Here is a 12,319-nt window from a genome sequence, read left to right on the forward strand (position 1 = left end):
GCGAGAGATCACACAGGTTACGCAGGTCAGTACCGAATTGGCTACCCCACGCGACAGCGCGGTAGCACCGGATCGACCGGAAACTGGAGCGGTGAGCACCCGACCCACGAAGGACCAGCTGGCCGCGGCGCACAACGCCACCATCCCGGACGTCATCGCGCCCGACCTCGACGTCCTCTTCTGCGGCATCAACCCCGGCCTCTACTCCGGCGCCCTCGGGCAGCACTTCGCCCGCCCCGGCAACCGCTTCTGGCCCGCGCTGCACAAAAGCGGCTTTACCCCGCGGCTGTACTCACCCGGCGAGCAGGACAAGCTGCTCGATCTCGGCCTCGGCGTCACCAACGTCGTCGCCCGGACCACCGCCCGAGCCGACGAACTGACCGATGACGAGCTGCGCGAAGGCGGAAAACTGCTGGTCGCCAAGGTGCTCGAGTACCGGCCGCGGTGGCTGGCCGTTGTCGGGATCACCGCCTACCGGACCGCGTTCGGCTTCCCGAAGGCGCGCGTCGGACGGCAGCAGGAGCACCGGATCGGCGACACCCACGTGTGGGTGCTGCCCAACCCGAGCGGGCTCAACGCGCACTGGACGCCGGCCGGGCTGGCGGCCGAGTTCGCCGAGCTGCGGACCGCATCCGAAGACTGTCGAAATCGTTGAATGGATCGCGGGCCACCCTCAGTAGCGCCGACTGCCCCATCAGGTCCTTTCCCGCCCCGCCTCGCCAGCTCTCCATGATCGTCTTCTACGGAGAGTTTGCTGTGACCGGCGGATTGGGCCATGAGGGGGATTTGGCGTCATGAGCTGCGCAATCGCGACTCGTACCAAGCAGGAGGAGTCACTTCCAGCCGGTCCAAGCAGGGAACCGGACGGCGCCGGAGACGTCCGGCTCCCGGAAGCGACCGCGCAGATACGGAGGCCCGCGATGCACGGCATCGAGCCCACCCGCAGGCCCACGGGGCCGGCCGGACCCGGCGGGCGCAGCCTCGGCGTGGCGGTCGTCGATCCGGTGCCGATCTTCCGCGACGGCCTCGCCGCGCTCGTGCACCGCAACCAGGGGCTGCACTGGGCCGGGCAGGCCGCCAGCCACCACGCGGCCCTGCAGCTGTGCGAGCAGGTCAAGCCGGACGTCGTCGTCCTGGACTCGGCGCTGGACCCGAACTGCCACCTGACCAAGCTGCTCAACGCCGGCGATCCGGCGCTGATCCTGGTCACCCTGATCCGTGACGCGAATCGCACGCAGCAGTACCTCGCGGCCGCGATCGCCGCCGGCGCGCACGCGATCGTGCCGCGGTCGATCGATTCACGACGGCTCGCCGAAGCGATCCGGCGGGCGCACAGCGAACGCCGGTACATCGACCCGGCACTGGCCGCCCTGACCGCCCGGCCGAAGCGCGCGGCCGCGCCGAAGGGCGACCTCGCGCACGACACCCCCTCGGCGCCGCGCGGCGCGATGCCGCTGTCCAGGCGCGAGTACCAGGTGCTGCAACTGGTCGCCGAGGGGCTCGAAAACTCGGCGATCGCGAAGCTGCTGTTCCTGTCCGTCGAAACCGTCCGGACCCACGTGAAGAGCATCCTGCGCAAGCTGTCCGCCCGGGACCGGACACATGCGGTGACGATCGCCTTCCGCAGCGGGATACTCATCGCACTGGCCGAAGACGGCTACGTCCCGGTGACGGCGGACACAACGGCGATCCCAGGCCACCGCTGACGGCTCTTCCCCAGGCCGAAGGCGCCTTTTTGGTGGATTTCCGATACTCGGAAGTGCGGATCTGCTTGCCCGAGTTACCCGCAGGTAATATCCTGAAGTTACCGGCGAGTAAGGCGACTATGTGCCCGGCCGGGGAGCCGAACACATTGGAGTGACGACATGGGCCACTACAAGAGCAACGTCCGAGACCTGGAGTTCAACCTCTTCGAGGTACTCGGCGTGCAGGAACGCCTGGGCAAGGGCGTGCTCGCCGAATCCGACGAAGAGACCGCGCGCGGCGTGCTGTCCGAGCTGAACAAGCTCGCGACCGGCCCGCTCGCCGAGTCCTTCGCCGACGCCGACCGCAACCCGCCCGTGTACGACCCGAAGACGTTCAGCGTCAAGATCCCCGAGTCCTTCAAGAAGAGCTACAAGCAGCTTCTCGACGGCGAGTGGTGGCGCCTCGGCCTGACCAACGACCTCGGCGGCTTCGGTCTCCCCCCGACGGTGCAGTGGGCGGCGTCCGAGCTCATCCTCGGCGCGAACGCCCCGCTGTTCATGTACCTGGCGGGCCCGAACTTCGCGATGATCGTGAACAAGAACGGCACCGAAGAGCAGAAGCACTGGGCTCAGCTCATGATCGACCGGGCCTGGGGCGCCACGATGGTGCTGACCGAGCCAGACGCCGGCTCCGACGTCGGCGCGGGCCGCACCAAGGCCACCCAGCAGGAGGACGGCTCCTGGCACATCGACGGCGTGAAGCGGTTCATCACCTCGGCCGAGCACGACATGAGCGAAAACATCATGCACCTGGTGCTCGCCCGCCCCGAGGGTCCCGGGATCGAGACCAAGCCGGGCACCAAGGGCCTGTCGCTGTTCCTCGTGCCGAAGTTCCACTTCGACACCAAGACCGGTGAGCTGGGCGAGCGCAACGGCGCCTTCGTGACCAACGTCGAGCACAAGATGGGCATCAAGGCCTCGACGACGTGTGAGCTGACCTTCGGCCAGCACGGCACCCCGGCCAAGGGCTGGCTGCTCGGCGAGGTGCACGACGGCATCGCGCAGATGTTCCAGGTCATCGAGTACGCCCGGATGATGGTCGGCACGAAGGCCATCGCGACGCTGTCGACCGGCTACCTCAACGCGCTCGAGTACGCCAAGGAGCGCGTCCAGGGCGCCGACCTGCCGAACATGCTGAACAAGGCCGCCCCGCGCGTCACCATCACGCACCACCCGGACGTCCGCCGCTCGCTGATGCTCCAGAAGGCGTACGCCGAGGGCCTCCGCGCGGTGTACCTGTACACGGCATCGTTCCAGGACCAGCTGTGGACCGGCGAAGGCGACCAGAAGCTCGCGCACAGCGTCAACGACCTGCTGCTGCCGATCGTCAAGGGCGTCGGCTCCGAGCGCGCCACCGAGCAGCTCGTGCAGTCGCTGCAGACGCTGGGCGGTTCCGGCTTCCTGCAGGACTACCCGATCGAGCAGTACATCCGCGACGCCAAGATCGACTCGCTGTACGAGGGCACCACGGCGATCCAGTCGCTGGACTTCTTCTTCCGCAAGATCGTCCGCGACAAGGGCCAGGCGCTCGCGTTCGTGGCCGGTGAGATCACCAAGTTCATCGAGTCCGAGGCGGGCAACGGCCGGCTCAAGAACGAGCGTGCGCTGCTCAAGCAGGCCCTCGAGGACACCCAGGGCATGCTCGGCTCGCTGATCGGCTACCTGACCACGTCGCAGGAAGACCCGCAGAACATCAACAAGGTGGGCCAGCACACGGTCCGGCTGCTGATGTCGGTCGGCGACCTGGTCATCGGCTGGCAGCTGCTCAAGCACGCCGAGGTCGCCATCGGCAAGCTCGACGCGGGCGCGTCCGCCAAGGACGTCCCGTTCTACGAGGGCAAGATCGCCGTGGCCTCGTTCTTCTCGAAGCAGGTGCTGCCGGAACTGACCGCCCGCCGCGCCATCGTGGAGGCCGCCGACAACGCGCTCATGGAGCTGGACGAAGCCGCGTTCTGATCAACGTGTTCCGCCGAAGGGCCCCTTCCTGACCGGGAAGGGGCCCTTCGGCGTTTCGGGCTGGGATCGCCGGGGAATTCCGTCTTCGAGTTCGCGGGACCGAGTGGCCGGACCCGCGACCACCGAGAGGAGAAGCGATGACTGTCGCCGGCATCATCAGTGCCATCATCGTCGGGTTGATCATCGGCGTTTTGGGCCGGCTGGTCGCTCCCGGCAAGCAGAATGTCCCGATCTGGCTGACCATCGTGATCGGTATCATCGCCGCGTTCATCGGCACGGCCATCGCGCGTGGGCTGGGCTACGCCGACACGAACGGGATCGACTGGCTGGAGATCCTCACCCAGGTCGTGCTCGCCGCGATCGGCGTCAGCATCGCCGCGGGTGCCTACGGCCGTCGTGGGGTAACCAGGTAACGCTTTGGGATCTCGGCCCGGCCGGTCCACCTTCGGGTGAACCGGCCGGGCTTTTCCGTGCCTACCGCCTGGCCGACGCGCGCGCGAGCGCGACCGCGAATCCGACGCCCACCAGCAGCAAGACCGCGGCCCAGGTCATCGTCGTGGTGATGGCGTGCGCGGACGAACCGCCGGCGAGCGTCAGGAACAGGCTCCCGAACGTCGCGACCCCGACGACCTGGCCCAGCTGCAACGTCGTCGTGAGCAGGCCGCTGGCGTCCGCCGCGCTTTCGAGCGGGACGTGGGTCAGCGCGTGCGCCATCAGGGACCCGAAGGCCAGGCCCATGGAAAAGCCGAACAGCAGCAGCGCGGCGAAGAACAGTGCGCCGCCCTTTCCGCCGTCCTTCAGGCTCAACCCCAGCAACCCGTAGGCGATCGCCGACCCGGCGTAGCCGCACGGCGTCAGTGCCGCGTGGATGCGTTGCGGCAGCTTGTGCCAGAAGAACCCGCACACGCCGAAGACGACGCCGCCGGGCGCCATGGTGAGCCCGGCGGCCAGCGCCGTCTCCCCGAGGCCCGCCTGCAGGTGCAAGGCCACGCAAAACAGGAAGCCGCCGTAGGACGCCACGCCGGTGGCCAGCGCGGCCAGTCCCGGTGCGACACCGCGGACCTTGAGGACGTCCAGGTTGACGAGCGGGTCGCGCACCCGGCGTTCCACGACCACGAACAGCACCGCCAGCAGCGTCCCGGCCGCGAGCGAACCGAACGTCCACACCGGCCAGCCGGTTTCGTGCCCGAGGACCAGCGGCAGGACGACGAGCACCACCGCGGGCACGGCCAGCGCGAGGCCGGCGAGGTCGAGCCGGCGGCCCGCTTTCGCCGCGCCGCCGGGCACCAGACGCAGGGCGAGCGCGGCCACGAGCACCCCGATCGGCACGTTCACCAGGAAGATGGGCCGCCAGCCGGCGCCGAAGAGGTCCGCGCCGACGAGCACCCCGCCGAGCACCTGGCCGGACACGAACGCCACCGAGATGACCGCGGTGTACGCGCTGAGCGCCTTGGCCCGGGCGGCGCCGCTGAACTGCGCCTGGATGACGCTGATGACCTGCGGCATCATCAGCGCCGCCCCGGCGCCCTGGGCGATCCGCGCCACGACCAGCGTGGTGGGGTCCGGCGCGAACCCGCACAGCAACGAGCAGCCGGTGAAGGCGGCGACACCGGCGACGAACAGCCGTCGCCGCCCGAACAGCTCACCGAGGCGGGCGCCGGTGATCAGCAACATCGCGTAGCCCACGGTGTAGCCGGAAACGACGAGCTGCAGCGCGGCGCCGGAGGCGTGCAGGTCGGTGCGGATGTCGGTCATGGCGACGTTCACGACGGTGACGTCGAGCAACGCCATGAACTGGCCGAGCAGGAGGACGGCCAGCATGAACCACGGCCGCGCGGCCCGGTCCGGGATGGCCGGGGCAGAGGTGGTCAGAGTCATGCGTCTGACCTTGGGGTTCTTCTCTTGTGGGTGGAGAGAGCCTGCTGATGCTGGTACTGGCAGCACCTGCTTCGACGAAAATTGTCGTACCCCTCGGGCACCATGTTCCGCATGACGTCGACGCAGGTCCACACCAGCCGCCGGGAGGAACTCGGCCAGTTCCTCAAGGCGTGCCGCGCGCGGATCGGCCCGGAGGAGGTCGGGCTGCCACCCGGCGTGCGCCGCCGCACGAGCGGGTTGCGGCGGGAGGAGGTCGCGCTGCTCGCCGGCGTCGGCGTCACCTGGTACACGTGGCTGGAGCAGGGGCGGTCGATCAACGCGAGTGCGCAGGTGCTCGACGCGGTGGCGCGCACGCTGCGGATGGATCACCCCGAGCGGGAGCACCTGTACCGGCTGGCGGAGCTGACGCCGTCGCGGCTGCCGTCGTCGGTCGAGGTGGTGCCGGACACGGTGCGCGAAGTGCTGCGCGCGCTCGATCCGCTGCCCGCAACCGTGATCAACGGCCGGTTCGACATCCTCGAGTCGAACGCGGCGCAGGAGGAGCTGTTCTGGGAGTGGCACAGCCTGCCGTGCCTGCACAAGAACCTGCTGTGGTGCTGCGTGACCGAGCCGAACGCGCGGCGGATGCTGCTGAACTACGACGAGGAGGTCCCGCACATGGTCGCGCGGATGCGTGCCGAATACGGCAGGCACATCGGTGACCCGTTGTGGGAAGAGGACATCCGGCGGCTGGCCGCGCTGAGCCCCGAGTTCGCCGCGGTGTGGGCGCGGCACGAGGTGGCGGAACCGCGGCCGCGGTTGCGGGAGTTCGAGCACCCGCGAGCGGGCCGGATGCGCCTCCGGCTGACCGAGCTGGCGGTCTCGGAGGCGCCGGGGCTGCGGATCCAGGTGTCCACTCCGGACGACCCGCGCACGTGGTCGCGGCTGCCCTTGACTCGCATGGAGGGGTCATGACGTCACTGGACCTGAGCGATCAGGGGCTGACGTCGGTGCCGTCGCTGCCGGACGACGTCACCCGGCTCGACCTGTACAAGAACTCGATCTCGGAGGTGCCCGGGTCGCTGTGGTCGCTGTCCGGGCTGGAGGTGCTGAACCTCGCGGCGAACCGGATTTCCGCGCTACCGCCGGGTATCTCGGCGTTGACGTCGCTGCACACGCTCGATCTGGCGCACAACCGGTTCGACGCGCTGCCCGGCGAGCTGGGCGACCTGGCCGGGCTCACCGAGTACCTGTACCTCAGCGACAACCGGCTGACGAAGTTCCCGGATGCCTGGTGCCGGCTGGGAAAGCTGCGGTACCTGGGGTGCACGGACAACCGGCTCACCGCGCTGCCGCCGGACCTCTCGGGGTTCGCGGCGCTGCGCGAACTGCGGCTGTACCGCAACGAGCTGACCGCGCTGCCCGAGTCGATCGGCGCGCTGGGGACGTTGCGGGAGCTGCACCTGCGCGGCAACCGGCTCACCGCGCTGCCGGAGTCGATCGGCCTGCTCGGTGAACTGCGTCAGCTGGACCTGCGGGAGAACTCGTTGACGACGTTGCCGGCGTCGCTCGCCCGTTTGTCCAAATTGGACAAGCTGGATCTGCGCTGGAACAAGCAGCTCCGGGAGCCGGCGTGGCTGCGCGACTTCGAGGAGGCGGGGTGCATGGTCCTTCGCTGACAACTCAACAGAGAACGGTCGGGCGAGGACCGTAGGTCGCCGTGTGCGACGTCCGCCGGAGCTCGGTGCCGCTCGCGAGGTCGTAGAGCACGCGCGTGTCGGTGACGCTGAAGCCGGACGAGCCGATCGACGGCCGGCACGCGGCCGCCCCACCGGAGCCGAACTGGATGGGCGGCGGGTCGCCGGGGGTCTGCGCGCCGGTCTGGCCCTCGACGCGGAAGTGCCGGGTGCCCCAGATCCGGACGGTCACCGAGTCGCCGGAGACGGTGGCCTGGATGGCGATCCCGGTCGTGGCGTCGTTGGTCAGCTTGAGCTCGGCCGGGCTGCCGTCGGCGTTGACGGCCTTGGCGTCGCGGCCGGCGGGGTAGCGATCGAGGTAGTGGTCGTGCTCGAGGTGGCCGGCGTCGGTCAGGCCGGCCAGGTAGGCGGCGTTGTACAAAGTGGACGCCAGCTGGGAGACGCCGCCGCCGACCACGTCCGGGCCGGTGCCGTCCTCGTCGACCGGGGCGGGCACGTAGCCGGCGTCCGCGGTGCGCGGGCCGGAGCGGCCGCCGAGGCTGAACGTCTCGCCGGGCTTGACGATCGTGCCGGACACGCGGGCGGCGAGCGTCCGGTTGTTCGTCTCGGCCGGGCCGGTCAGGCCACCGGTGGTGAACTCGCCGATGACTTCCTTGATGCCGAGCGCGCTGGCGGCGTCGGTGGTCACGCTGGGTGTCGACGCGCTGTAGACGACGGGCAGATCCCGCCCGTCGGTCTTCTTGAGGACGTCGATCAGGGGGAGGAAGGTCTTCTCCCAGTCCACCTTGCGGGCGTCTTCGGACGGCTCGACGGCCGGCTGGTCGCCGGTGAAGACGATCTGCGCGTCCTTGCCGTCGGTCTCGGTGCTCGCGAGCTGGTCCTTGAGGGCGGCCTGCAGCTTGCCCTGGTCGATGCGGACCTCGACGGCCCCGCCTTCGACCACGGCGAACTGGAACGAAGACGCGATCGTCGCGGGCTTCAGCGGAACGTCCTTGCCTTCGCCGTGCACGACGACGGGCTTCGCGACGGCGGGCGCGACGATCTGCCGGCAAGCGGCCTGCACGCCGGCGGCGGTCGCCCGCACCGGCGTGATCTCCATGGCCAGCTTGACCCCGCCGGGGTCGAGCCAGTGGTCGGTGACGGCGTGCACGGCGGCGGCCAGGTCGGTGAGCTGCTGGCCCTGCCGCGGCAGGATCGGGTAGGCCGTGACACCGCCGTCGCTGCCCGCGATGGGGGTGAACCCGACCGAGCCTTCGGTGGCGGGGTGGTTCAGCTTGCCCTCGGCCAGCTCCCGAAGCGCGTCCCCGATCCGGTTCTGGTCGGTGCGCGTGGCGACCCCGACCTCACGGCTGCTGAAGAAGGACATGATCCGCGTGATCGGACTGAGCGGCTGGTGCCCGGCGAGCCCGAGGGTGTTCGGCCAGTCGAGCCCGAGCCCGGACTGCGAGGGCACGAGTTCGCCCTGCACATCCCCGCCGTGCACGGCAACGGGCCGGATCAGCCGCGGCTCGAGCTCCTTGCGCAGCTTGGCCTCGGCTTCCGCATGGCTGAGCCCCCCGACATCGATGCCGGCCACGGTCACCCCGCGCGGCACATCCCCGGCGCTGACGGCGAGATCGATGGCGTAGAGGATGACGAAGAGGCCGAGAGCGAGCCCGACGGCCATCATGGCCCGGGCGACGCCCGTGCGCAGCTTGCGGGCGGTGGTCTCCGGAGCCGGGGGTGGCACGGGGTTTTCGAGGAGTTCGCCGAGCAGATCATCGGAGAAGAGATCGGTGGGGGCCGCCGGCCCTTCCGCGGCACCCTGCGCCGGGCGAAGTTTCGGCTCGACCACCGGTTCCGCGGCGGGCCAGACCGGCGGCAAGCCGGTCCCAGCGACGGGTTCGGCCGGCGGCGGCTCGGGGTCGGGCTCGGCGGCGCGGACCGGCTCAGCCACCAGCAGCTCGCCCGCCGACAGCTCCTGCTCGGCGTCGGGCCACACCTCGGCAGCCGTTGCGTCGACCGTCCGAGGCTCGGCCGACGCGTGCGCACGCTCGGGTTCCAGCGTCTCCGCGCCCTCGCGCACCTCTTCGTCTGCCACGCGCCTGCCTTTCGCGGAACCCGACCTACAGGTAGAGCCCCGTCCCGTGCTCGGTGCGCTCGGTCGCCATCGCGTGGATGTCGCGTTCGCGCATCACCAGGTGCCCCTCGCCCTGGATCTCGACCTCGAGCTGGTCCTCCGGGTTGAAGAGCACACGGTCGCCCGTGTTGACGTTTCGCACACTGTTGCCTACGCCCAGTACATCACCCCACGCCAGCCGACGCGCGACCTGCGCCGTTGCGGGGATCACGATGCCGCCGCTGCTGCGGCGCTCTCCCTCTTCCGGTGACAGCCGCACGAGTACCCGGTCGTGCAGCATCTGGATTTCGAGTTTCGGCCCGTCAGACACGGGCTGCATGTTACCCGCCGGTCCGCGGTTCACCGGCCATGACCAGGCTCAATTCGCTCACTCCGCCGTCCTCGATGCGCACCGGGACGCCCCAGTCCTGCCGGGTGATCCGGCACGCGGGGTGTTCCCCGCCGTCGTCGCAGCTCGCGGCCTGGGCGACGACCTGCAGCACGCCCTCGGTGATGCCCGGGGCCAGGCGGATCTTGCGGTTCAGGTCCGTGCCCGCCCCGCCGCCGTCGGCCAGCAGGGACGGCGGGGACGCGCTGATCTCGAGCCGCGTCGACGGACCGAAGCGGTCGTCCAGCTTCTCGCCCGGCGGGGCCGTGAACACCACCGAAAAGTCGATCTCACCCGGGGCGAGCACCGTCGGCGGGCGGCGCACCGCGTGCGCGTCGCCGGTGACGAGCGTCGGCTCGGCCGCGGAGAGCGGGGCGAGCCGGTTGCCCGCGGACTCGACGACCAGCAGTTCGCCGTCGTGCAGCAGCAGGCCCTGCGGCTCGGCGAGCCCGGTGGCGATCGTGGTCACCTGGCGGGTGAAGACGTCGAAGCGGCGGACCGCGCCGTTGTAGGTGTCGGCGATCGCGATCTTGTCGCCGGGCAGCACGGCGAGGCCCAGCGGGTGCTGGAGCAGCGCCTTGTCGGCCGGGCCGTCGGTGTGCCCGAAGGAAAACAGGTCGACGCCGATCGCCGTCTGCACGGTGAAGGACTCGCCGTCGGGCTCGATCCAGCGCAGCGCCGACGTCTCCGCGTCGACGAGCCACAGCTTGTCGCCGTCCACGGCCAAGCCGGACGTCTGTGCGAAGAACGCCTCACCGATGTCGCCGTCGCGCAGGCCTTCGACCGTCGTGCCGGCGAAGCGGCGGATCGTGCCGCTGACCGGGTCGAACACGCTTAGGGTGTGGTTGCCCGCCATGGCGACGACGACCCCGCCGGCCGGGCCCCACCAGGCGACGTCCCACGGGCTCGTGAGGTCGACCTCGGCGCCCTTGCCCGAGTCCGGTCCGGTGCGCCACTGCGCGCCGGTGCCGGCGACCGTCGTCACCTCGCCGGTGATCAGGTCGAGGCCGCGCAGCCGGTGGCCGGCCGTGTCGGCGACGACGGCGTGGTAGCCGACGCGCTCGGCGATGTCGTACGGCAGGAGCGCGATGCCGGACGGCTCGGTGAAGGTCGCGATGTCGAACGGGCCGTCCTGGCCGCCGCGGGCCCCGCTGCCGAAGCGGCGGATGACGGTCTCGCCGTCGGACGCGAACTCGACGATCGCGTGGTGCCCGGTGTCGGCGACCAGGACGCGTCCCTCGGCGGTGGCGACGGCCTTGCTCGGGAACCGCAGCTCGCCGGGCTCCTCCTCGACCGGCACGTACGGGCTGCCGCCGCGGCGGAGCGTTCCCTTCGCTTCATGCTTGGTCACGAGGTCCGCGATGACGCGGCGAAGCGCTTCTTCGTGCCCTTCGCCCGCCGCGACGTGCACGACGTACCCCTCGGGGTCGACGACGACCAGCGTTGGCCACGCGCGGACCGCGTACTGCGACCACAGTTCCATCTCGGGGTCGTTGACCACCGGGTGGTGCACGTCGTACCGGCGGACCGCGGCTTCGATGGAGGCGCGCTCGCCCTCGTGCAGGAACTTCGGCGAGTGGACACCGATGGTGACCAGCACGTCCGCGAACTCGGCCTCCAGCGGCCGCAGCTCGTCGAGCACGTGGAGGCAGTTGATGCAGCCACTGGTCCAGAAGTCCAGCAGCACGACGCGGCCGCGCAGGTCGGCGAGGGTGATCGGGCGGCCGCCGGTGTTCAGCCAGACGTCGCCGCGCAGCTCGGGGGCACGCACGCGGCTCTGCGGTCGTGGAGAAGTCACGGCATGAGTGAACTACACGCGCTCACGCTCTGTTCCACAGTCCGCCCCGATGAGAGAACAAACTCACCCGGCCGTGGGTCCCCAGGTCGGCGGGAAAAAGGACGCGCGGGCGGGTGAGCCGCCGCTTAGGCTCGGGTCATGACCCCCGTCCAACCGGCCGGCGCCCTCACTCCGGAGGAGGCGCGGCACCTGCAGGAGAACCTCCGGGAACCCGTGCGTCCCGGGCTGAGCGAAACCGAGCTCGACGACGTCGAGCGCCGGTTCGGCTTCCGCTTCGCCGCGGACCACCGGACGTTCCTGTCCGCCGGCGTCCCGATCGGCGACCGCTGGCCCGACTGGCGCTGCGGCAACGCCGAGCAGCTGCGCAAACGCTTGGCCTGGCCGGTCGACGGCGTGCTGTACGACGTCGAGCACAACGGCTTCTGGCTGCCGGACTGGGGCACGCGCCCGGTCGGCCCGGAGGACGCGGTCCGCGAGGCCCGCCGGCGCCTGGCCGAAGTGCCGCAGCTGATCCCGGTGTGCGGGCACCGGTACCTGCCCGGCCTGCCGGGCACGGTGGGTTACCCGGTGCTGTCGGTGTACCAGACGGACATCATCGTCTACGGCAGTGACCTGCGGGATTACCTGCACCGCGAGTTCGCGACGGGCGGGATCAGCACGGCCCCGCCGGACGGCCCGCGCTACATCCCGTTCTGGTCCCGCTTCATCGACTAGCTTCGACGACCCGCTTCAGCAAGGTGCTCGAGCAGCGTCATGAATGACTCATTCATGACCTCCGAC

At 70.3% G+C, this 12,319-nt stretch carries 11 protein-coding genes; 7 read left to right on the forward strand and 4 right to left on the reverse strand.

From position 1 onward, the window contains the following. The first annotated feature begins 91 nt into the window (after nt 1-91). From mug to ACLJQF_RS13680, 4 genes are all read left to right on the forward strand, one after another. Nucleotides 92-655, forward strand: coding sequence for a G/U mismatch-specific DNA glycosylase (gene mug / locus ACLJQF_RS13665; RefSeq protein WP_410608729.1), 564 nt, complete (start codon nt 92-94; stop codon nt 653-655). Between the two features lie 265 nt (nt 656-920). Then, nucleotides 921-1,706: a response regulator transcription factor gene (locus ACLJQF_RS13670; RefSeq protein WP_410608730.1), complete on the forward strand. Its 786-nt coding sequence runs from the start codon at nt 921-923 to the stop codon at nt 1,704-1,706. 159 nt (nt 1,707-1,865) lie between these two features. After that, nucleotides 1,866-3,701, forward strand: coding sequence for an acyl-CoA dehydrogenase (locus tag ACLJQF_RS13675; protein WP_410608731.1), 1,836 nt, complete (start codon nt 1,866-1,868; stop codon nt 3,699-3,701). A gap of 137 nt (nt 3,702-3,838) precedes the next feature. Then, nucleotides 3,839-4,114 carry a GlsB/YeaQ/YmgE family stress response membrane protein gene (locus ACLJQF_RS13680; protein ID WP_364560436.1) on the forward strand — a complete coding sequence of 92 codons (276 nt, stop codon included), beginning with the start codon at nt 3,839-3,841 and terminating at the stop codon, nt 4,112-4,114. Nucleotides 4,115-4,175: 61 nt separating this feature from the next. Here ACLJQF_RS13680 and ACLJQF_RS13685 read toward each other — a convergent pair whose 3' ends face one another. Next, nucleotides 4,176-5,579: an MFS transporter gene (locus ACLJQF_RS13685; protein WP_410608733.1), complete on the reverse strand. Its 1,404-nt coding sequence runs from the start codon at nt 5,577-5,579 to the stop codon at nt 4,176-4,178. Nucleotides 5,580-5,690: 111 nt separating this feature from the next. Here ACLJQF_RS13685 and ACLJQF_RS13690 point away from each other — a divergent pair, with 111 nt between their 5' ends. Together ACLJQF_RS13690 and ACLJQF_RS13695 are read left to right on the forward strand one after the other, a co-directional pair. Beyond that, a complete protein-coding gene (locus tag ACLJQF_RS13690; protein ID WP_410608735.1) occupies nt 5,691-6,533 on the forward strand; it encodes a helix-turn-helix transcriptional regulator in 843 nt (280 codons plus the stop codon). Next, nucleotides 6,530-7,237 (forward strand): leucine-rich repeat domain-containing protein, encoded by a 708-nt coding sequence (locus tag ACLJQF_RS13695; protein WP_410608736.1) that lies wholly within the window; start codon nt 6,530-6,532, stop codon nt 7,235-7,237. Before ACLJQF_RS13690 ends, ACLJQF_RS13695 begins: the two co-directional genes overlap by 4 nt. A gap of 4 nt (nt 7,238-7,241) precedes the next feature. Here ACLJQF_RS13695 and ACLJQF_RS13700 read toward each other — a convergent pair whose 3' ends face one another. Genes ACLJQF_RS13700 through ACLJQF_RS13710 form a run of 3 tightly spaced genes read right to left on the reverse strand, consistent with a single transcriptional unit; the run spans nt 7,242 to nt 11,512 of the window. After that, the gene (locus tag ACLJQF_RS13700; RefSeq protein ID WP_410608738.1) at nt 7,242-9,335 is read right to left on the reverse strand and encodes a VanW family protein; all 2,094 of its coding nucleotides are present in this window, start codon (nt 9,333-9,335) and stop codon (nt 7,242-7,244) included. Between the two features lie 25 nt (nt 9,336-9,360). Next, the gene (locus tag ACLJQF_RS13705) at nt 9,361-9,693 is read right to left on the reverse strand and encodes a GroES family chaperonin (protein ID WP_410608740.1); all 333 of its coding nucleotides are present in this window, start codon (nt 9,691-9,693) and stop codon (nt 9,361-9,363) included. 1 nt (nt 9,694) lies between these two features. Continuing rightward, nucleotides 9,695-11,512 (reverse strand): NHL domain-containing thioredoxin family protein, encoded by a 1,818-nt coding sequence (locus ACLJQF_RS13710; protein ID WP_410609029.1) that lies wholly within the window; start codon nt 11,510-11,512, stop codon nt 9,695-9,697. 165 nt (nt 11,513-11,677) lie between these two features. Here ACLJQF_RS13710 and ACLJQF_RS13715 point away from each other — a divergent pair, with 165 nt between their 5' ends. After that, complete coding sequence (locus ACLJQF_RS13715) at nt 11,678-12,253, forward strand: hypothetical protein (protein ID WP_410608742.1); 576 nt, start codon at nt 11,678-11,680, stop codon at nt 12,251-12,253. The last annotated feature ends 66 nt before the right edge of the window (nt 12,254-12,319 follow it).

Origin of the sequence: Amycolatopsis sp. lyj-109 (assembly GCF_046548995.1) — a bacterium.
Classification (GTDB): Bacteria; Actinomycetota; Actinomycetes; order Mycobacteriales; family Pseudonocardiaceae; genus Amycolatopsis.